This window comes from Mycobacterium colombiense, from assembly GCF_001672755.1.
Lineage (GTDB): Bacteria > Actinomycetota > Actinomycetes > Mycobacteriales > Mycobacteriaceae > Mycobacterium > Mycobacterium colombiense_C.
Map to the genome: position 1 here is coordinate 56,434 of NZ_LZKI01000034.1, position 18,264 is coordinate 74,697.

Annotated in this window: 22 protein-coding genes and 3 tRNA genes; 9 read left to right on the forward strand and 16 right to left on the reverse strand. The window is 67.6% G+C overall.

The window, feature by feature from the left end; all coding sequences use genetic code 11:
* Positions 1-14: 14 nt before the first annotated feature.
* The 5 genes from A5708_RS04495 to A5708_RS04515 all read right to left on the reverse strand — a co-directional run bounded on the left by A5708_RS04495 (position 15) and on the right by A5708_RS04515 (position 5,138).
* Positions 15-845: an ABC transporter permease gene (locus A5708_RS04495; protein ID WP_065027473.1), complete on the reverse strand. Its 831-nt coding sequence runs from the start codon at positions 843-845 to the stop codon at positions 15-17.
* Positions 842-1,774, reverse strand: a complete 933-nt coding sequence (locus A5708_RS04500; protein WP_065027474.1) for a glycosyltransferase — start codon at positions 1,772-1,774, stop codon at positions 842-844. Before A5708_RS04500 ends, A5708_RS04495 begins: the two co-directional genes overlap by 4 nt.
* Entirely contained in the window at positions 1,767-2,615 is an 849-nt protein-coding gene (locus A5708_RS04505) for an ABC transporter ATP-binding protein (RefSeq protein ID WP_065027475.1), read from the reverse strand. The genes A5708_RS04500 and A5708_RS04505 overlap by 8 nt, the downstream gene beginning before the upstream one ends.
* 15 nt (positions 2,616-2,630) lie before the next feature.
* Positions 2,631-3,080 (reverse strand): bacterial proteasome activator family protein, encoded by a 450-nt coding sequence (locus tag A5708_RS04510; protein ID WP_231117814.1) that lies wholly within the window; start codon positions 3,078-3,080, stop codon positions 2,631-2,633.
* An 81-nt stretch (positions 3,081-3,161) separates the two neighbouring features.
* Positions 3,162-5,138 (reverse strand): DUF6541 family protein, encoded by a 1,977-nt coding sequence (locus tag A5708_RS04515; RefSeq protein ID WP_065027477.1) that lies wholly within the window; start codon positions 5,136-5,138, stop codon positions 3,162-3,164.
* A 118-nt stretch (positions 5,139-5,256) separates the two neighbouring features.
* Between A5708_RS04515 and A5708_RS04520 the strand changes: the two genes are divergently transcribed.
* Positions 5,257-6,453: a cysteine desulfurase-like protein gene (locus A5708_RS04520; RefSeq protein WP_065027478.1), complete on the forward strand. Its 1,197-nt coding sequence runs from the start codon at positions 5,257-5,259 to the stop codon at positions 6,451-6,453.
* A 104-nt stretch (positions 6,454-6,557) separates the two neighbouring features.
* Here the strand turns inward: A5708_RS04520 and A5708_RS04525 are convergent, their stop codons facing one another.
* Positions 6,558-7,532, reverse strand: coding sequence for an NAD(P)H-quinone oxidoreductase (locus A5708_RS04525; protein ID WP_065027571.1), 975 nt, complete (start codon positions 7,530-7,532; stop codon positions 6,558-6,560).
* 37 nt (positions 7,533-7,569) lie between these two features.
* On the opposite strand from A5708_RS04525, the gene A5708_RS04530 reads away from it, so the two are divergent.
* A tRNA-Ser gene (locus A5708_RS04530) sits at positions 7,570-7,656 on the forward strand.
* Between the two features lie 3 nt (positions 7,657-7,659).
* Here the strand turns inward: A5708_RS04530 and A5708_RS04535 are convergent.
* Genes A5708_RS04535 through A5708_RS04550 form a run of 4 tightly spaced genes read right to left on the reverse strand, consistent with a single transcriptional unit; the run spans position 7,660 to position 11,125 of the window.
* A complete protein-coding gene (locus A5708_RS04535; RefSeq protein WP_065027479.1) occupies positions 7,660-8,781 on the reverse strand; it encodes a hypothetical protein in 1,122 nt (373 codons plus the stop codon).
* Positions 8,782-8,818: 37 nt separating this feature from the next.
* Positions 8,819-9,007, reverse strand: a complete 189-nt coding sequence (locus A5708_RS04540) for a hypothetical protein (RefSeq protein ID WP_065027480.1) — start codon at positions 9,005-9,007, stop codon at positions 8,819-8,821.
* Between the two features lie 29 nt (positions 9,008-9,036).
* Entirely contained in the window at positions 9,037-10,275 is a 1,239-nt protein-coding gene (lipE, locus tag A5708_RS04545; protein WP_065027481.1) for a lipase LipE, read from the reverse strand.
* Between the two features lie 25 nt (positions 10,276-10,300).
* On the reverse strand, positions 10,301-11,125 hold the full coding sequence (locus A5708_RS04550) for a crotonase/enoyl-CoA hydratase family protein (protein WP_065027482.1): 825 nt from the start codon (positions 11,123-11,125) through the stop codon (positions 10,301-10,303).
* A 23-nt stretch (positions 11,126-11,148) separates the two neighbouring features.
* Here A5708_RS04550 and A5708_RS04555 point away from each other — a divergent pair, with 23 nt between their 5' ends.
* A complete protein-coding gene (locus tag A5708_RS04555; RefSeq protein WP_196772531.1) occupies positions 11,149-11,733 on the forward strand; it encodes a TIGR03086 family metal-binding protein in 585 nt (194 codons plus the stop codon).
* Positions 11,734-11,843: 110 nt separating this feature from the next.
* Here A5708_RS04555 and A5708_RS04560 read toward each other — a convergent pair whose 3' ends face one another.
* Both A5708_RS04560 and hisC read right to left on the reverse strand, forming a co-directional pair.
* Positions 11,844-12,308: a DUF4334 domain-containing protein gene (locus tag A5708_RS04560; protein ID WP_065027484.1), complete on the reverse strand. Its 465-nt coding sequence runs from the start codon at positions 12,306-12,308 to the stop codon at positions 11,844-11,846.
* A 10-nt stretch (positions 12,309-12,318) separates the two neighbouring features.
* Positions 12,319-13,386 carry a histidinol-phosphate transaminase gene (hisC, locus tag A5708_RS04565; protein ID WP_065027485.1) on the reverse strand — a complete coding sequence of 356 codons (1,068 nt, stop codon included), beginning with the start codon at positions 13,384-13,386 and terminating at the stop codon, positions 12,319-12,321.
* An 83-nt stretch (positions 13,387-13,469) separates the two neighbouring features.
* Here hisC and A5708_RS04570 point away from each other — a divergent pair.
* The 3 genes from A5708_RS04570 (at position 13,470) to A5708_RS27755 (ending at position 13,890) form a co-directional block, all read left to right on the forward strand.
* A tRNA-Ser gene (locus A5708_RS04570) sits at positions 13,470-13,558 on the forward strand.
* A gap of 43 nt (positions 13,559-13,601) precedes the next feature.
* A tRNA-Arg gene (locus A5708_RS04575) sits at positions 13,602-13,674 on the forward strand.
* 87 nt (positions 13,675-13,761) lie between these two features.
* Positions 13,762-13,890 (forward strand): hypothetical protein, encoded by a 129-nt coding sequence (locus tag A5708_RS27755; RefSeq protein WP_267880497.1) that lies wholly within the window; start codon positions 13,762-13,764, stop codon positions 13,888-13,890.
* Here the strand turns inward: A5708_RS27755 and A5708_RS04580 are convergent.
* The 4 genes from A5708_RS04580 to A5708_RS04595 are packed head-to-tail and all read right to left on the reverse strand — an operon-like array spanning position 13,887 to position 16,360.
* On the reverse strand, positions 13,887-14,456 hold the full coding sequence (locus A5708_RS04580) for a GNAT family N-acetyltransferase (protein WP_155765889.1): 570 nt from the start codon (positions 14,454-14,456) through the stop codon (positions 13,887-13,889). The genes A5708_RS27755 and A5708_RS04580 overlap by 4 nt on opposite strands.
* A gap of 10 nt (positions 14,457-14,466) precedes the next feature.
* Complete coding sequence (locus tag A5708_RS04585) at positions 14,467-14,946, reverse strand: hypothetical protein (protein WP_065027486.1); 480 nt, start codon at positions 14,944-14,946, stop codon at positions 14,467-14,469.
* Between the two features lie 19 nt (positions 14,947-14,965).
* Positions 14,966-15,964, reverse strand: coding sequence for a phosphotransferase family protein (locus A5708_RS04590; protein WP_065027573.1), 999 nt, complete (start codon positions 15,962-15,964; stop codon positions 14,966-14,968).
* A gap of 39 nt (positions 15,965-16,003) precedes the next feature.
* Positions 16,004-16,360, reverse strand: coding sequence for a nuclear transport factor 2 family protein (locus A5708_RS04595; protein WP_065027487.1), 357 nt, complete (start codon positions 16,358-16,360; stop codon positions 16,004-16,006).
* Positions 16,361-16,484: 124 nt separating this feature from the next.
* Here A5708_RS04595 and A5708_RS04600 point away from each other — a divergent pair, with 124 nt between their 5' ends.
* From A5708_RS04600 to A5708_RS04610, 3 genes are all read left to right on the forward strand, one after another.
* Positions 16,485-17,429 carry a class I SAM-dependent methyltransferase gene (locus tag A5708_RS04600; RefSeq protein ID WP_065027488.1) on the forward strand — a complete coding sequence of 315 codons (945 nt, stop codon included), beginning with the start codon at positions 16,485-16,487 and terminating at the stop codon, positions 17,427-17,429.
* A 62-nt stretch (positions 17,430-17,491) separates the two neighbouring features.
* A complete protein-coding gene (locus A5708_RS04605) occupies positions 17,492-17,902 on the forward strand; it encodes an MmcQ/YjbR family DNA-binding protein (RefSeq protein WP_065027489.1) in 411 nt (136 codons plus the stop codon).
* 106 nt (positions 17,903-18,008) lie between these two features.
* Positions 18,009-18,248: a hypothetical protein gene (locus tag A5708_RS04610; protein ID WP_064880197.1), complete on the forward strand. Its 240-nt coding sequence runs from the start codon at positions 18,009-18,011 to the stop codon at positions 18,246-18,248.
* Positions 18,249-18,264: the final 16 nt, after the last annotated feature.

The window sequence follows — 18,264 nt, forward strand, 5'->3', positions numbered from 1 at the left end:
CACCGCCCGCCGGGCTACACCCAGTAGGGCACCCGGGCGCGGTATTGGCGCAACGCGAGGGCGGCCAGGATCCAGCCGACGGCCGTCAGCACCAGCACGACGGCCCAGTGCCGCAGTTCCTGATGCGACCCGAGCAGGGGGGCGCGAACGATATCGAGATAGTGCAGCAGCGGGTTGAGTTCGACGATCTTCGACCACCGTCCGGCGCCCTGCTGCCGCAGGGTGTCGTCGTTCCAGATGATCGGCGTCATGAAGAACAGCAACTGCACGATCGAGAACAGCAGCGGGCCGATGTCGCGATAGCGGGTCGCCAGGATGCCGAAACACAGTGACACCCAGATGCAGTTGAGCACGATCAGCGCCAACGCCGGGATCACCGAAAGATCGGCCCACGACCAGGGTTTGGGGAAGATCATCGCGATCACGATGTAGATGACGATGTTGTGCGCGAACAGGATCATCTGCCGCCACACCAGCCGGTAGACGTGCACGCTCAGCGGCGTCGGCAGTTGCTTGATCAGTCCCTCGTTGGCGACGAAGACGTCGGCGCCCTCCAGGATGGCGGCGTTGATCAGGTTCCAGATGATCAGCCCCAGCGTCACGTACGGCAGATGCACCGACAGCTCGAGATGAAACAGCTTGGAGTACAGGCCGCCCATCGCCACGGCGGTGGTTCCGGTCGCGATGGTGATCCAGAACGGCCCCAGCACCGACCGGCGGTAGCGCTGCTTGATGTCCTGCCAGCCCAGGTGCAGCCACAGCTCGTGGCGGCGGAAGCCGTCGACGAGATCGCCCCGGGCGCGGGTGAAGGTCCGCGACTGTGCCGCCGCGTCGAGGAACGTCATCGGGAACCTCCCGCATCGTGCTTGCCGAACTGCTCGCGACGTCCCAAGCGCCGCAACCGGATCCATTCCAGCAGGCCGCGCGGGTCGCGACGGGTCACCAGGAAGAACCAGCCGAACCGCACCCACTCCTGCACCAGCAGCTTGCGCAGCCCGGGTTGCGACAGCAGGTAGCCGCGGTTGCGGTAGGTGTAGAACCGCTTGGTGTTGTTGTCCGGATACTGGGTGTGCATGCGGCCACCCAGAATCGGGCGGAATTCATCGGAACCGCAGGGGTGCAAGTAGATCGTGTCCAGGCACGTCCCGAACGGCAGGCCGGAGCGAACCAGCCGGCGGTGCATCTCGACCTCGTCGCCGCGGATGAACAGCCGCAGATCCGGGACGCCGACCGCGTCCAGGGTGGCGGCCCGGAACAGGGCGCCGTTGAACAGCGACGCGATCCCGGGCAGTAAGTCTTGGCCCGCCTCGGTGCGCAATTCGCTTGCGCGCCTGCGCCATACCAGGCCGCGCCGCAACGGGAACGCCAGCCGCTGCGGGTCGTCCATATTGCAGACCATCGGCGATACCTCGGCCAAGCCGTGCTTCTCGGCGCAGGCCAGCAGGGTGGCCAGCACGTTCGAGTCCTGCGGGCGTCCGTCGTCGTCGGCCAGCCACACCCAATCGGCGCCCTGAGCCAACGCGTGCAGCATGCCCAGCGCGAAACCTCCCGCGCCGCCCAGGTTTCGGTGCGATCCCAGATAGGTGGTCGGAATCGGTTGGCCGGCAACCAGGTCGCGGACCCGGTTGGAGCCCGGCCCTTCGCCGGAGAAATCATTGTCCACCACGATCAGGTGATCGGGCAGCCGGGTCTGCGTGCTCAGCACATCCAGCGACTTGGCCAGTTCGTCGGGGCGCCGGTGGGTGACGACGACGGCGAAGACGGTCTCACTCATCCCCGGATGCTCTTTGGGCCAGGGGTGTCTCGACCCGGTTCGCCTGCTGGTCCTCTTCCAGCACCTCGCGAACGTGCCGGGCCGCGTCCTCCCCTTCGTAGGCGCGCACCACGTCTTCGATGCCGCCGGACATGCGGATGACGCCGTGGTCGATCCACATCGCCGTCTTGCACAACCGGGCCAGGAATTCGTTGGAATGGCTGGCGAACACCAGGATTCCGGAGCGCTCCACCAGGCTCTGCAACCGCGACTGTGCCTTCTTCAGGAAGTCGGCGTCCACCGCGCCGATGCCCTCGTCGAGCAGCAGGATCTCGGGATCGATGCTGGTGACCACGCCCATCGCCAGCCGTACCCGCATTCCGGTGGAATAGGTGCGTAGCGGCATCGACAGGTAGTCGCCCAGCTCGGTGAACTCGGCGATCTCATCGACTTTGGACAGCATCTGCTTTCGCGTCTGGCCCAGGAACAGGCCGCGAATGATGATGTTCTCGTAGCCGGAGATCTCGGGGTCCATGCCGACGCCGAGATCGAAGACCGGCGCCACCCGGCCGGTGACCGTCGCCCAGCCGCGGGTGGGTTCGTAGATGCCCGAAAGTAGGCGCAGCAGAGTCGATTTGCCCGCCCCGTTGTGGCCGACCAGGCCGACCCGGTCGCCGAGCTCGAGGGACATGGTGATGTCGCGCAACGCTTCGACCACGACCACGTTGGAGCTGTTGCGGCCGATCGTGCCGCCGGCCTTGCCCAGGAAGGCTTTTTTCAACGAGCGCGACTTGGCGTCGAAGATGGGAAACTCCACCCACGCGTTGTGCGTCTCGATGTGAGGACCAGAATCCGGCGCCATTGGTACTGCGTCTGCTTACAGGTACTGACCGTGCCCGGGCGCGCCGCCCGGCTTACCGATGCCCGGGGGAAGCGCGCCCTGGCGCATCTTTTCCAGCTGCGCGCGGGCGGCCATCTGCTGCGCGAACAGCGCGGTCTGGATGCCGTGGAACAACCCCTCCAACCAGCCGACCAGCTGCGCTTGGGCGATGCGCAATTCGGCGTCGGACGGTGCGGCGTCTTCGTTGAAGGGCAGGGTGAGCCGGTCCAGCTCCTCACGCAGTTCCGGCGCCAGGCCCTCTTCCAGTTCCCGGATGCTGGTCGCGTGGATCTCACGCAGCCGGTTGCGGCTGGCCTCGTCCAGCGGTGCGGCGCGCACCTCCTCGAGCAGCTGCTTGATCATGGTCCCGATGCGCATTACCTTCGCCGGCTGCTCAACCAGGTCGGTCAGGGAGCGCTCGTCGGCGTCGTCGTCGGAGAGTGCCATTATCCGCGGGTCGACGCCGCCGATGATCTCGACGTCGTCGTCATCGTTGCGGGTACTCAATCCTTCACCATCCTTTGTGGGCTATGAATGTGGCGTCGTGCCGTTTCCGCGCCATTCGTAAATCCGGGCACCGCCATTGTCGTAGATCAACGCCCACGACTTCGACTTATCCAGTGACACTAGTCCTTCGGGTACGGCGAACCCCCGGACAGTCGGCGTGCTGGTGTAGATGTACCGAATATTGAGCGCTTTAATCGCCTCGAGCACCCGCGGATCCGAATCGCCTTTGCGGGCCGAGGTCCAGAAGATGTATCGGTAGTAGCCCGGCCCGGTCTGCTGCGGGAAGTCGTAGTGCGTCCACAGCGGATGCAGGTCGGCGACCGCGTACATCCACGCGGTGCCGTCGACGTTGGAGTCGCCGATCAGGGTGTCGTGCGCACCGGGCAACTTGGCCAGGTAGGCCATGGCCATCAGGTCGCGTTGGTCGATCATCACCGAGTCGTATTTGTCGCCGAACAGAACCTTGTGCGGCAGGAAGTAGTGCCGGGCGGTGTAGACGCAGGCCACCGCCAGCACCACCGTTGTGGCCGCGATCCACGCGGGTCCGGGCAACCGCCGGAATCGCCCGGTCAGCCGTTTGACGGCAGCCATCACCAGCACGACCAGCGCGAACAACCCGATGCCCGCCATGGGCGCCAGCAGCATCGCCACCACCCCGGAGAGCCTGCGGGGGTCGTTGTAGAAGAACTGGCTGAACTCCTCGATCGTGTTGCCGATCGGCCCGCGAAACCGCGCCGGCGCCCCCGAGTAGACGATCGCCACGATCAACAGCAGCCACACCGCCGTCGGCCACCAGACCTTTTTGTACAGCAGGATCGCCATGCCGATAGCCGCCAGCGCGAGCAGCTTGTACTGCGTCGGAAAGTCGTTGAGGTGGCGGGTGTGCTGCAGCACGGCGTCGATCAGGCCCTGCTTGGCGCCCTTGAAGCTGGGGAAGGAGTGCCCGGCGATGATGTCGGCCTGCCTGAGCACCCCCAGGAACTGCGGCGCCAGGATCAGCGCGGTCGGCACCGCCACGCAGGCCAGGGTCAGCGCGTCGGCGAGCCGGCCCCGCACCGGATGCCAGACAGCGTCCAGCAGCCACCAGCCCAGCAGGAACAGGATCGCGACGAACCCGCCGGTCAGGTGCACCGACAGCACACCCACCAGCGCCAGCACGGCCAGCGGCACCCGGTCGCGGTGCCGCAAGGTGGACACGATCAGGACGAACGTCGGCACCGCGACCCCGTAGGCCGCCAGGTTGGGCATCGCCGCGACGCCGAACTCGACGTAGGGCAGCGAGGTGAACGACGCCGACAACGCGGCTGCGGTGGCCGCCACCCCGGCACTGCGCCACTCGGTGCTGCGCGGCCGGGCCAGATGCCAGGTCAGCATCGCCGCGCTGGCGGGAAACAGCCACACCGACGCGGCGACGGAGCTCAGCGTGTAGCCGGTGGTGGGCGCCGCCCCGGTCAGCTGGCAGAACACCGCGATCAGGGCGTGGAACACCGACGGGTAGTACAGCGCCTGGTGCGTTTCGACGTTGCGCAGCTCGCCCATGTGGGTGGATGACGCCTGGCCGGTGTCCAGGATGAACCGCACCTCGTTGGCGTGCCAGACCGCGTCCCAGGTGCTGGGGATGGACTCCCAGTGGGGGATGCCGCGGTAGGCCGCCCACATGATGAGCAGGGCGCCCAGCAGCACGCCCCCGGCCACCGTGAGGGCCGGCCAGCGGCTCACTTCGAGGGCTTCGGCCTCGCGGTCCCGGTAGCGGGCGAGCAGCAGCTGCAGCCCGATCATCAGCACGCACACCACGGCCAGCGCCGCCAGCGCCGTCCAGCCGTTCCACGGAATCCCGATGGCACCAAACGGAATAATGGCCAGCGCGACAACGCCGTAGGTCAGCGCCGGGCCGACGGCGACAGCCACCGGCCAAGACAACTGACTGATACGTGCGATGATCGCCCCGGGCGCTATCAGCAAAAACAATGCAATGAGCGTTCCGAACCAGAGCCCCACTCGACTAGTATGGCTGGCCGGGTGCCCTGGCTCGGGAAGCCACCAACTGGCCGGAACGTCTGTGGCACCCGCTACCGTCACAGTTTCGCAAAAAAGCGGAAGCTCTAAGGTGGCCCACATGGCTTATGACGTCGCCCGGGTGCGCGGACTGCATCCGTCGCTGGGTGACGGGTGGGTACACTTCGACGCCCCGAGCGGGATGCTGGTCCCCGATTCCGTCGCGACCACGGTGTCGACGGCCTTCCGCAGGTCCGGTCCCACCACCGTGGGCGCACACCCGTCCGCGCAGCGCAGCGCCGCCGTTCTGGAGGCGGCGCGGGCGGCCGTGGCCGATCTGTTCAACGTCGAACCCGCGGGTGTCGTGCTGGGCGCCGACCGGGCGATCTTGCTGTCGGCGCTGGCCGAGGCGTCGTCGTCGCGGGCCGGGCTGGGCTACGAGGTCATCGTCAGCCGCCTGGACGACGAGGCCAACATCGCCCCGTGGCTGCGCGCGGCGCACCGGTACGGCGCCAAGGTCAAGTGGGCCGAGATCGACATCGAGACCGGAGAGCTCCCGACGTGGCAGTGGGAGGGCCTGATCGGGAAGTCGACCAGGCTGGTCGCCGTCGCCTCGGCCTCCGGGACGCTGGGCACGGTCACCGACCTGCGGGCGATGACCAAGCTGGTGCACGACGTCGGTGGCCTGGTGGTCGTCGACCACTCCGCCGCGGCGCCCTACCGGCTGCTCGACGTGAAGGAAACCGACGCCGACGTGGTGGCGGTGAACGCCGCGGCGTGGGGCGGCCCCCCGATCGGGGCGATCGTGTTCCGCGACCCGGCGCTGCTCAACTCGTTCAGTTCCATCTCGCCGGACCCCAAGGCTGTCGGGCCGGCGCGCCTCGAGATCGGCGCGCACCAGTTCGGTCTGCTGGCCGGGGTGGTGGCCAGCATCGAGTACCTGGCGTCGCTCGACGAATCCGCCCGCGGCACCCGGCGCGAGCGCCTGGCGGTGTCGATGCAATCCGCCACGTCGTATCTCAACCGGATCTACGACTACCTGATGGTGTCGCTGCGCTCGCTGCCGTTGGTGATGGTGATCGGCCGCCCGGAGGTGCGGATCCCGGTGGTCAGTTTCGCGTTGAACGGCGTGCCCGCCGAGCGGGTCGTGCAGCGGTTGGCGGACAACGGGATTCTGGCCGTCACCAACGAAAGTTCCCGCGCGCTCGATGTGTTGGGCGTCAACGACGTGGGCGGCGCGGTCACCGTCGGGCTGGCGCACTACTCGACGACGGCCGAAGTCGACCAGTTGGTGCGCGCGCTGGCGTCCCTGGGTTAGACGCCCTTACCCCGCATCACGTGTGCACGCACGGCGGTGATCCGCCGAAAACCTCGCCCAGCCTGCACACTCAATGCCCTGCACGCACGCTCGACGTCCGGGGCCTAGGCCGGCAGCGTCAGCACGACCTTGCCGTGCACCTCTCCCGCCGCCAGCTTCTGGTGGGCGGTGCCCGCCTGCTCGATGGGGATCCGCTCGCCGATGATGGGCCGAACCCGGCCGTCGGCGATCATCGGCCACACCTTGGCCGTCACCGCCTGCACGATCTCGCTCTTGCTGTTCGGTCCGCTCACCGGGCGGCCCCGCAGCGTGGTCCCGATGACGTGGGCCCGCTTGGCGAGCAGCTTGCCGACGTTGAGCTCGCCCTTGATGCCGCCCTGCATGCCGATGATGACGAGTTGACCGTCGGTGGCCAGGGCGTCGAGGTTGCGGTCCAGATAGGAGGCGCCCATGATGTCGAAGATCACGTCGGCGCCGCCGAGCTCCTGCACCCGTGCGACGAAGTCGTCGTCGCGGTAGTTGATGGTGATCTCGGCGCCCAGTTCGCGGCAGGTCTGCAGCTTTTCCTCCGACCCGGCGGTGACCGCCACCCGGGCGCCGAACGCCCGGGCGATCTGGATGGCGTGGGTGCCGATGCCGCTGGCCCCGCCGTGCATCAGCAGCAGCTGCCCTTCGCCCAGGTGGGCGGTCAGCACCAGGTTCGACCACACGGTGCAGGCCACTTCGGGCAGCCCGGCCGCGTCCACCAGGTCGACACCTGAGGGAATCGGCATCAGCTGGCCGGCGGGAACGGCGACGTACTCGGCGTATCCGCCCCCGGCAAGCAGCGCGCAAACCTCTTGTCCGACAGACCAATTCGTGACATCCGAGCCGGTATCCGCGACGACACCGGACACTTCCATGCCGATGATCTCGCTGGCGCCGGGCGGCGGCGGGTACTTGCCTGCGGCCTGCAGCAGGTCGGCGCGGTTCACGCCGGCTGCGGTGACCTTGACCAGAACCTCGCCCGGCCCGGCGGAGACGTCCGGCACTTCCTGCCAGGAGAGTTGCTCGGCGGATTCGGCGACGATGGCGCGCATGGTGGCCACGCTACCGAGTCCCGCTACCCTAATCAGCGGTGGCGTGGCAGAGCGGCCTAATGCACTCGCCTTGAAAGCGAGAGACGGCTAAAACCGTCCGGGGGTTCAAATCCCTCCGCCACCGCTGTCATCGGTCGGCGCTCTGGTGCAGCGTCGGGGCGTAGCGCAGCACCGCGCCCACGCCGTCGGCCGGGGAGATCCGCTCGTCGGTGCGCACCAGGGCGGCGCCGACCGAGATCGCCGACACGGGCAGCGCCTCGTCCGCCCGCAGCGTCTTGGCGGGCGCGGCGCCCTGCTCGGACAACACGTTCTCGTCCGGCGCGATCGTCGTCAAACCCTCGTCCGCGACGACGGTCGCATCGCCGATGTCGCCGATGATCAGTGTCTCCACCGCGCCTTGACGCAGCGCCGAGCAGACCGCGCCGAGTCCCTCGGCCGCCAGCCCGGACTGCCGCCCGATCTCGGCGGTAAAGCGTTGCGCGGCATCGTCAATCGTGCGCAGCTGGCGCTTGACGAATTCACCCTCGATGGCGTGTTCGATCTCGCCGAAGTCGTGACCGCTGTGCCGTGCCCCGATCTCGAGTGCCACCGCGCGGTCCTGCAGGCGTTCGGGCAGCGTGGCGAGTAGATCGGAGCGCGAGCGCACCTCACCCACCACGAAGATCACCTCGATCGCCTTGTCGTCGGCCAGCTCGGCGACGCGGTCGGCGACGGCGCGCACGTTCTTGCGACCGGCCTCCTCGGTGCGCAACTGGGGGTCGCCGTAGCCGGCGGTCTCGGCACCGGCGGATTTGTGCACCGGATAGCCGCCGCCGTCGACGGTCTCGGTGCGCAGCTTCCCGCCGATGTGGGTGGTGATGTCGGCACCGCTGTGGTCGACGACCACCAGCACGTAGTCCGGGTGATCGAAGCTCTGCTCGAGAATCGGCACCAGATAAGGTAATTCGGAGACGCGAACGACGTCGGTGGCGGCGGGCCGGGCCAGGTGCTCGTTGATCACCACGCCGTCGGCGCCGGCGATCACCGCGCGTCCGCTGCGGCCGATCGGCGGACGCAAGTTCATGACCGCGTCCTCGACCTGAGCGATCACCGTCGCGCCGGCGCGCTGTCGCTCCAGCTCCTCTTTGACCGCACGCCACTTCAGCTCGAGCTGAGCCTCTGCGTCATGGGTGTCGTGTGAGTCGTCGAAGTACACCGAAGCGAACGGCCCCGGTGCGTCCAGCAGTTTGCGGAAGCGTTGCGAGTCCATGCTTTGTTGGTTGCCCCACGAGCCCGGGGACAAACACCTAGCTTCGATCACCCTCGCTGTCGTCGAAGAAGTGCCACTCGCCGTCGTGCTCGACTTCCATGCGCCAGCCGAGCTCGCTGTTGTCGGCCTTGTTGTCGACGAACCACGCGTGTGCGTCGTCGGCACTTTCGATGTCCTTGGTCGCGACGACCTCGCCCTTCGGGTCAAGCACTCGATAGGTAGCCATGACTGGCAGTGTTCCCACTGCCGTCGTGATCAACCGGTCGGAATTTCGGCGGTGATCGTGTCCAGCAGGGCGGTGTACCGGCGGGCTTCGGGATCCCGGCCGGGTTTGCCGCTGCTCACCACGCCGGCCGAAAGTCCGCGCGCGGGGTCGGCCCAGATCGCGATGTTCACCAGGCCCAGGTTGCCGAACGCGTGCGGCGCGTTGCGCCCGAACGGGCCCCACCGGTCGGTGCCCAGGATGTAGCCGGTACCCCAGCGGGCCGGCTGCAGGCCGACTGCGAAATCCGGTCGCAGCCTTCGGCATTGGGTCACCGCGCCGTACATGGTCTCCGGGCTGATCACCCGCACACCGTCGAGTTCGCCTCCGCGGCGCCATATCTCGGCGAACCGCGACATCTCCTGCGCGGTCGATACAGTGTTGGACGACGGAATGATGGTGGTCAAAAACGCCGGGGAGTTGGTGTACGGGATCATCTCGTGCACGGTTCCGCCGATCGCCTTGCGGAAGATCTGGGCGACCACCGGCGGCAGCGTTCGCCCGGTGGCGTGGCTGGGCGCGACCAACGGGACGTCCTTCTTCGCGACGCCGAAGTTGGTCCAGCGGAAGCCGAGTGGGTCGAGGATCTCGGTCGCCAGGATCTCGCGAATCTCCTTGCCGGTGGCCGCGTACACGATCTCGCGGACCAGCGGACCCCACGTCAGGGCGTGGTACATGTGGACCAGCCCGGGACGGTAGAGGGGCCGCAACTCGCCCAGCTTCTGCTGCGCGTATTCGTGGTCGTCGGCGCGGGTGACGTCCGGCCGGGGGCCGGTGGGGAAGGGCAGTCCCGCGCTGTGGGTCATCACGTGCCGGATCGTGATCCGGTGCTTGCCGTGACTGGTGAACGTGGGGATGTATTCGCACACCCGATCGTCGAGCGAGAAGACGCCGCGCTCGACGAGCATGTGCACCACGGTCGCCGCCATTCCCTTGGCCGCCGAGTACACGCAGAACGGTGTGTCCGGCGTGACGGCGATCTTCTCCGCGTCGGGCGGATCGCTCGGGGCGTTGCCCCAGCCGTGCCCGATCGCGCGGTTGAGCACGACGCGGCCGTGCCGGCGGATGCAGAGCTGGATGGCGGGATGGAAGCCGGCCCGGTACCAATGTCGGGCGGCCTGCCAGATCCGGTCGACGGCGGCGCTGTCGATTTCGGAGTGGTCTTCGGCGCCGATCGCCGTCACGGAGTCCAGGTCTGCCGGGAGGCGGATCTTGCCGTCTGGTGTCGTCACCTCAGCGAGGGTACGTGGCGCCGGACTACTCCCCGGTGAACTGCGGCGGACGCTTCTCGAACGTCGCCGAGATGCCCTCGGTCAGGTCCTTGGACGGCAGGAAGGCCGCGTTCCAGGCCGCTACGTAGCGCAGGCTCTCCGAGACGGCCGCGGTGCGCTGCTGGTCGAGAACGTCCTTGACGCCGTGCACGGTCAGCGGGGGATTGGCGGCGATCTCCGCGGCGGTGGCGTGCGCCGCGGCCAGGGTGGCGTCGGCGTCGGCGTACACGTCGTTGACCAGACCGATCTTCTCGGCTCGGGCCGCGTCGATGTCCTTGCCCGTCAGCGCGAGCTCGCGCAGGTGCCCGTCGTTCAGGATCAGCGGCAGGCGGGCCAGGCTGCCGACGTCGGCGACGATGGCGAGCTTGACCTCACGCACCGAGAACTTGGCGTCGGCGCTGGCGTAGCGGATGTCCACCGCCGAGATCAGGTCGACGCCGCCGCCGATGCACCAGCCGTGCACCGCGGCGATGGTGGGCGTGCGGCAGTCGGCGACCGCGGTGATCGCGCCCTGCATGCGCTTGACCTCGCGGTGGAACACCGCGCGCGGGCCGGCCAGCGCGTCTCCGGACAGCAGCGGGGTGAACGAGCCGCCCATCGCCGGCACGTCCAGGCCGTAGCTGAAGTTCTTGCCCGAGCCGGTCAGCACGATCGCCCGCACCTCCGGGTCGTCGTCCAGCGCCGCGAACAGCTCCGGCATCTCCGACCAGAAGGCCGGTCCCATCGCATTGCCCTTGCCCGGCCCGATCAGCGTCACCTGGGCAACGTGGTCTTTCGTCTCGACGGTGACGGATTCGTATGCTTGCGCCATATCGAGACCGTAGCGTGGCGAATATGGCTCCTGACTTGCGACCCGGACCGCATTCCCAGCCCACCGACGAGCTGCACAGCGCCGAGGACACCCTGGGGGTGCTGCAGGGGGTCCTGCACACCATCGCCGCGGACGACCTGTCGCGGCGGACGCCGTGCACGGAGTTCGACGTGTCGGCGCTCACCGGGCATCTGCTGAACTCGATCTCGGCGCTCGGGGGCATGGTGGGCGCGGAGATTCCGGAGCGCGAGGAAGGCGATTCGGTAGAGCGCCAGGTGATCGCCGCGGCTCGACCCGCGCTGGACGCATGGCACCGCCACGGACTGGACGGGTCGGTGCCGTTCGGCAAGGGCGAGATGCCCGCGAACAGCGCGTGCGGCGTCCTGTCGATCGAATTCCTGGTCCACGCTTGGGATTACGCTGCCGCGGTGGGGCACGACATCCACGCACCCGAGCCGCTGTCGGAATACGTGCTGGGGCTGGCGCGTCAGATCATCAGGCCGGAGTTACGCGGGCAGGCCGGGTTCGACGACCCGGTCGAGGTCCCGGCCGACGCCGGCGCGCTCGAGCAGTTGGTCGCGTTCACCGGCCGCAACCCGGCGGGGTAGCCGGCTGCGCGTCGCAGTGTGCAGCCACGGCGGGCCCAAGCCCCGCGTGTCGCCGCCCTGGACGCACACTCAAGGCCGTCAATGCACACTCGACGGCGCGACGACCCGGGCTACTGCTCGCGCTCGAGATAGAAGTAGTAGTACTTGCCGTTATCCCGGACACCCTTGCCGTTCATGATGCCCATCACGGCGTCGTCGTCGATCTTCTTGAAGTGATCGTGCACCGGCTGGCCGTCGTAAACCATGGTGGCGGTGACCTCGCCGCGGAAGTCCTCCAGCCACAGGCTGGCCTCGCCCTTGCCCATCTCCACGTTGGAGAACTTGTTGCCGTCGGCGTCCAGGCAGACCAGCGGCTGCACGTCGCGGACGGACGTGAAGGTCTTGCCGTACCAGCCGGCCTTTTCCAGTTGGCCGTTCATCTTATGGCCGGTCTGGAACTCGCCGCCCTTCCACTCGCCGAGCATCCCGTCGATCGTCGCGGGCGTGAGTTCCGCCCAGAATTCGTCGAGCTCGGAATCCGCGATGTCGCCGCTGCGCTCTTTGAACTCGGTGAACTTCTTCCGCGCGAGGTCCACGAGCGGCTCCTTACGATTCGGTGCGGGCAATCCAGTCGCAGGCGAAACGCAGCAGGGCGTCGTTCTCCTCCGGCGCACCAATGGTGACACGGATGCCTTCGTCCGCGAACGGCCGCACCACCAGGCGCGCATCGGCGGCCTGCTCGGTGAAGTCCATGGTGCGGTCGCCCAGCGGCAGCCAGACGAAGTTGGCCTGTGACGGGGGCAGCTCGAATCCGGCCTCGCGCAGGGCGTCGCTCACGCGGGTGCGCTCGATCACCAGCGCGTCGGTGCGGGCCATCAGTTCGTCGGAGGCCTCGAGCGACGCGATGGCGGCCGCCTGCGCGACGTTCGTCACCGCGAACGGCATGACTACCTTGTCCAGCGCGGTGATCAGGTCCGGGTGGCCCACCGCGTAGCCGCAGCGCAGCCCCGCCAGCCCGTAGGCCTTCGAAAAGGTCCGCAGCACAACGACATTGCTGTGCGTCAGGGCCAGCTCCAGGCTGTTGGGCAGCATGCCGTCGCGGATGTATTCGACGTAGGCCTCGTCGATGGCGATCAGCACATGCGGCGGCACCGCCTCGACGAATCGCGTCAGTGCGTCCGGGTCGACGACTGTGGAGGTCGGATTGTTCGGGTTGCACACGAAGATCAACCGGGTGCGGTCTGTGACCGCGGCGAGCATCGCGTCGAGGTCGTGGGTGTGGTCGGTCAGCGGCACCTTGACCGTGGTCGCGCCGGACACCTGGATGATCGGCAGATAGCACTCGAAGCTGCGCCAGCCGATCATCACCTCGTCGCCGGCCGCCGCGGTGATCTGAACCAGCTGCTGGCACAAGGTGACCGAGCCGCTGCCGACCGCGATCTGCTCGGGCGCGACGTCGGAACCCAGGTGCATGGCCAGCGCGGCCTTGAGGTCCACGCTGGCGTTGTCCGGGTAGCGGTTGACGACGGCAACCGCGCGCTCGATGGCCGCATGCACGCTGGGCAGCGGACCGTACACGGTCTCGTTGCTGGCCAGTTTGATGGAGCCCGGGACGTTCTTACCGGGGACATACACTGGCAGTCCGGCCAGTTCGTTGCGAAGGCGAGCGGTCACTTCGACAGTTTATGTCTCGACTGTGTACAGTATGGCCGGTTCCGCGAGACCGGAAAGGGGTCGGTACCCTCAGAAAGTCCAAGGGAGGCGTGCCAGAGCGGCCGAATGGGGCTCACTGCTAATGAGTTGTCCCCCTCAAAGGGGACCGGAGGTTCAAATCCTCTCGCCTCCGCTAGATCCTTTAGCGGCAACACGGAACGACAACTGAAGAACAGGCGCCCGTAGCTCAACGGATAGAGCATCTGACTACGGATCAGAAGGTTAGGGGTTCGAATCCCTTCGGGCGCGCTCAGCTGGCTCGGCATCCCTTAAATGATTCAAATCGTTAAGACCCAGTTTCTTGTGGGCGCGGTTTTCCGTCGATACCTTCCGCCCATGACAATCAGCATTGAGCAAATCGGTGGTGGCGCGGGCGGCGGTTTCCTGGGTGGCGGCGCCGGTGGCGGCTTCGTCGGTGGTGGCGCCGGCGGGGGCTTCCTGGGTGGCGGCGGCGCCGGCGGCTAAGCCCCGGACTCGCTCACCCGGCCCGGCTGACTGATCGGGCCGGGTGCTTTATCCGGCTCGGCAGCGGCCAGGTCGAGCTGCATCCAGGCGACGTCGTGCCAGCCGTCGTGTTTCCATTCGACGCGCCGGTACAGGCCCGCTTCGGTGAACCCGAAAGACCGGTGGAAGCCGTTGCTGGCCTCATTGGGTTGAGTGATACCGGCGAACGCCTGCCGGTAGCCCCGCTCGGTGAGCCTGCGCAGCAGCTCCGTGTAGAGCGCGCGGCCCCCTCCGGTGCGCCGGTGGCCGGCGTCGAGGTAGATCCCGGTCTCGATCGACCACCGGTACGTGGCGAGGCGATCGAAGGCGTGCCCGTAGGCGAAGCCGATCACCCGGCGACCGCGTTCCAGGACAAGCCATTCGTGGCTCACCTGGGCGGAGGCGATCCGCGCGGCCATCTCGTTTTCGGTCGGGACGGCGGTTTCCCAACTGATGACCGTGTGCTCGACGTACGGCCGGTAAATGGCAACGCACGCGGCCGCATCCGCTGCCGATGCCGGGCGGATCAGGCCGCCGCTTGCGGGCATGTCGGCCGCGCTACGGGCGCGGCTGGAACGGCTGGAACGGCCCCCGGCGGGGCGGTTCGGTCACGGTCTGTGTGACGGTGCTGGTTTCCGTGCTCGGTGCGGCCGTGGTGGGCGGCTCCGTCGTCGTCGGAGTGTCGGTGCTCGGCGGCGGGGCCGTCTCGGTCACCGTCTCGGTCGGCGCGCCACCGCCGCCGCCCCCGTGATGCCGCGGCGCCCGCTCCGTGGTGGTCACCGGCGCGGTGGTGGACGGGACGGGCGTCGTGGTGGCGGGGCCTGGCGCTGGCGAGCCGCTGGTGAGCTTGACCACCGCGTATACCAGGGCGGCCAGCAGGATGACCCCGATGGCCCCGGCCGCGACCAGCGCCGCCGGACGGCGGTACCACGGCGTCGGGGGCTCCGGCGGCTGCGGCTCGGGTTCGTAATACCCGCCGTACCGCGCGGCCGCGGTGGGCTCGGAGTAGTAATCCGGTTCCTCGGGATAGGGCGGCACGAGAGGAGATGGTAGTAGGTCAGTCCTTCTCGGAGATGAGGCCCAGCGCCCGCTCGAACAGATGCACCGTGGCCGCGTGCAACTGGTCGCCGACCTCCTTCTCCGCCTTGCCGGCGCAGGCCCGGGCCAGCGTCCCCTCGATCACGATCCCGAGCTTGAAGCAGGCCAGCACGGTGTACCAGGTGATGTTCGACAGGTCGCGGGTGGTGTTGGCGGCGTAGCGCTCGAAGAGCTCGTCGGTGCTGGCCAATCCGTCCTGCCCGCCCAACGCGTGGCTGAAGACGCTGGAACCGTCGGACTGGCGCCAGGTGGCCAGCAGCCAGCCCAGATCCAGCAGTGGGTCGCCGATGGTGCACATCTCCCAGTCGACGATCGCGACGACGTCGGGTCCGGTGCGGGAGAACATCACGTTGGCGGCGTGGTAGTCGCCGTGCATGATCCCCGGCGTCCAGTTGGCCGGCCGGTGCCGGTCCAGCCAGGCCGACACCTCCTCGATGCCGGGGATGTCGGGCCCGGGGTAGCCGTCGTACTCGTTGTAGGACTCCAGCTCCGAGAGCCAGCGCGGCACCTGACGTTCCAGGAAGCCCTCGGGCTTGCCGAAATCCGCGAGACCCACCGCGACGTGGTCGACCGCGCCCAGCTTGGCCAGCGCGTCGGCCATCGACAGGCCCATGCCGTGCCGGATCTTGGCATCGCCGGCGTGCAGCGGCAACAGGCCTTCGCCCGCGTTGAAGCCGTCGACCGGGTCCATCAGGTAGAAGACGGCGTCGCCCAGCACACCCGGGTCCTCGCAGGCGGCGATCAGGTGGGGATGGGGCACGTCGGAACCCGCCAGTGCGGCAAGAACTTTCGTCTCCCGCAAGATCACGCTGTTGCTGCGTGGGCGCAGGTGCCGTGGCCCGCGCCGCAGCACGTACGGCCGGCCGGCCCGAGTGAATCGCACCATGACGTTCTGGGTTCCGCCGGTGACGTTGGAAACGTCCTCTAGCGGGCCCTCGCCCAGCCCCTGCTCGGACATCCACTCCGCTACGGCTTCCAGGTCCACGTGATCCACTTCTCAGCCCTTCGGGTGCGGCGTGTATCGGACGGTCTGCGCTCGGATCATGCCGTCGCGGAACACGAAGGTGTCAACACCGTCGTCAACCCGGTTGACGGCCGAATCGGCGGTCCACTCCAAGAACAGCACGTCCTCGTCGAACAGCTGAGTCCGCAAGTCCCACTGCGCATCCGGCAGATCGGCGAGCAACGTCGCGAAGACGGTCCGGATGGCATTTCTGCCGCGGGCGATGCCGGCGGGGCTGAGCACCACCGAATCCTCGGCGTAGTCGACGACGATCTCGTCGAGGTCGCCCGCGGCCAGCGCGGTGCCGTGGTGGGCGAACACCTCCTGCGGCGTACGCGGGGTGGGCGTCATGGCACTCCCTTGCAACCTGTGGACCGTCTGGGAAAAAGACTAGGACAGGGGTGACGGGCGGCCCCGGGCGGCGGCGGCTGGAAGAATAGTGTGCATAACTTACTTTCTGGGGAAGGAACTGGCGATGCCGCGGACCGACAATGATTCCTGGGAGATCACGCAGAGCGTGGGCGCCACGGCGCTGGGTGTCGCCGCAGCTCGCGCGGCTGAAACCGAGAGCGAGAACCCACTGATCAACGATCCGTTCGCGCGGGTGTTCGTCGACGCCGCGGGCGAGGGCATGTGGAGCATCTACGCCGATCCGGCGCTGCTGGCCAAGGCGGGCGACATCGAGCCGGATCTGCGCGATCGCCTTCAGCTGATGGTCGACTTCATGGCGACCCGGACGGCGTTCTTCGACGAGTTCTTCCTCGGCGCCGCGGACGCCGGCGTTCGGCAGGTGGTGATTCTGGCGGCCGGCCTGGACGCACGCAGCTGGCGCCTCCCGTGGCCCGACGGCACCGTCGTCTACGAGCTCGACCAGCCCAAGGTGCTGGAGTTCAAATCCAAGACGCTGCGTGAGCACGGGGCGGAGCCCAAGGCGAAGCTGGTCAACGTTCCGATCGATCTGCGCCAGGATTGGCCGAAAGCATTGCAGGAGGCGGGTTTTGATGCCTCCAAGCCGGCCGTCTGGTCGGCCGAGGGACTGGTTCGCTACCTGCCCGCGCAGGCCCAGGACCTGCTGTTCGAGCGGATCGATTCGCTGAGCGCTGCGGGAAGTTGGCTGGCATCCAATGTGCCCGACGCGGGCTTCACCGACCCCGGTCGAGTGCAGCGTCAGCGCGACGACATGCGGCGGATGCGGACCGCGGCCGCCGAATTGGTCAACGCCGAGATCACCGACTTCGACGACCTTTGGTACGCGGAGGAGCGCACGCCCGTCGACGGCTGGCTGCGTGACCGCGGCTGGGATGTCACGACGGCGTCGTTCGCGGAGTTGATGGCCCGCTACGGTCGCCGCGTTCCGCAGGGCGCGGAGGACTCGATGCCGCCCACCCTCTACGTGTCCGCGCAGCGGACGGCGGGCTGATCAAACCCACTTAGCCGCAACGTCTCTCGCCACTGTCGCGAGCGGTCGGTACCCTCGCTGTCATGCCTGCACGACGCGCGCGGCTCGACGACGTGCATGAGATCGCCGCCGCGATGCCGCACGTCCAGCGCCTGGAAGGTCCCAAGGGCAACGCCATCTATCAGGTCGGCGGCAAGTCGTTCGTCTTCTTCCGCACACCCCGGCCGGACGCGACCGATCCGGACACCGGCGAACGCTATCCGGACGTGATCATGCTCTGGGTGGAATCGGAGAGCGACAAGTTGGCGTTGATCTCCGATCCCACGTCGCCGTTCTTCACCACGGACCATTTCGACGGGCATCCTTCGGTGCTGGTGCGGGCCGCTCGGCTGGCGGAAATCAGCAGAGCCGAATTAGCTGAGCTGATTCAGGACGCCTGGTTGTCCCGGGCGTCGAAGAAGCGGGCCGCCACCTGGCTCGCCGACCATCTCTAGGCCCAGCGAGCTGCGCCGACAAGCACTGCCGCATAACCCATTGCATGTTTAGACATAAGTCGAACGGGTAACTTCACGTCCACGAGAAAACTTCTTCTCGACCACATTGGAGGTCACGATGCGTGGCAGCGGGATCATCGGCACGGTTGCGTTGGTGTGGTTGCTGATCGGAGTCTTCGCGGCGTGGCAGCGCGACTACTTCAAAAATGACAACACATCTTGCGCCTCGGCGGGCACGGTTGCGGTGACCGTAATCGCTGGACCCTTGAATTACTTCGGTGTCAATCCAAAAGTCACGGATTGCCATCTGCCACAACCAAGTTCAATGCAATCAATCAACCTCTAACCGCTCACTCAAAGGA

What these genes read in the sequence shown, in the direction of transcription:
- A5708_RS04595 (WP_065027487.1), bottom strand. Translation starts at nt 16,360, where the DNA reads ATGACGCCCACCCCGCGTACGCCGCAGGAGGTGTTCGCCCACCACGGC.
- A5708_RS04500 (WP_065027474.1), bottom strand. Translation starts at nt 1,774, where the DNA reads ATGAGTGAGACCGTCTTCGCCGTCGTCGTCACCCACCGGCGCCCCGAC.
- A5708_RS04520 (WP_065027478.1), top strand. Translation starts at nt 5,257, where the DNA reads ATGGCTTATGACGTCGCCCGGGTGCGCGGACTGCATCCGTCGCTGGGT.
- A5708_RS04605 (WP_065027489.1), top strand. Translation starts at nt 17,492, where the DNA reads ATGCCTGCACGACGCGCGCGGCTCGACGACGTGCATGAGATCGCCGCC.
- A5708_RS04540 (WP_065027480.1), bottom strand. Translation starts at nt 9,007, where the DNA reads ATGGCTACCTATCGAGTGCTTGACCCGAAGGGCGAGGTCGTCGCGACC.
- A5708_RS04505 (WP_065027475.1), bottom strand. Translation starts at nt 2,615, where the DNA reads ATGGCGCCGGATTCTGGTCCTCACATCGAGACGCACAACGCGTGGGTG.
- A5708_RS04600 (WP_065027488.1), top strand. Translation starts at nt 16,485, where the DNA reads ATGCCGCGGACCGACAATGATTCCTGGGAGATCACGCAGAGCGTGGGC.
- A5708_RS04495 (WP_065027473.1), bottom strand. Translation starts at nt 845, where the DNA reads ATGACGTTCCTCGACGCGGCGGCACAGTCGCGGACCTTCACCCGCGCC.
- A5708_RS04510 (WP_231117814.1), bottom strand. Translation starts at nt 3,080, where the DNA reads ATGGCACTCTCCGACGACGACGCCGACGAGCGCTCCCTGACCGACCTG.
- A5708_RS04555 (WP_196772531.1), top strand. Translation starts at nt 11,149, where the DNA reads ATGGCTCCTGACTTGCGACCCGGACCGCATTCCCAGCCCACCGACGAG.
- A5708_RS04580 (WP_155765889.1), bottom strand. Translation starts at nt 14,456, where the DNA reads ATGCCCGCAAGCGGCGGCCTGATCCGCCCGGCATCGGCAGCGGATGCG.
- A5708_RS27755 (WP_267880497.1), top strand. Translation starts at nt 13,762, where the DNA reads ATGACAATCAGCATTGAGCAAATCGGTGGTGGCGCGGGCGGCGGTTTC.
- A5708_RS04550 (WP_065027482.1), bottom strand. Translation starts at nt 11,125, where the DNA reads ATGGCGCAAGCATACGAATCCGTCACCGTCGAGACGAAAGACCACGTT.
- A5708_RS04525 (WP_065027571.1), bottom strand. Translation starts at nt 7,532, where the DNA reads ATGCGCGCCATCGTCGCCGAATCCGCCGAGCAACTCTCCTGGCAGGAA.
- A5708_RS04535 (WP_065027479.1), bottom strand. Translation starts at nt 8,781, where the DNA reads ATGGACTCGCAACGCTTCCGCAAACTGCTGGACGCACCGGGGCCGTTC.
- A5708_RS04590 (WP_065027573.1), bottom strand. Translation starts at nt 15,964, where the DNA reads ATGTCCGAGCAGGGGCTGGGCGAGGGCCCGCTAGAGGACGTTTCCAAC.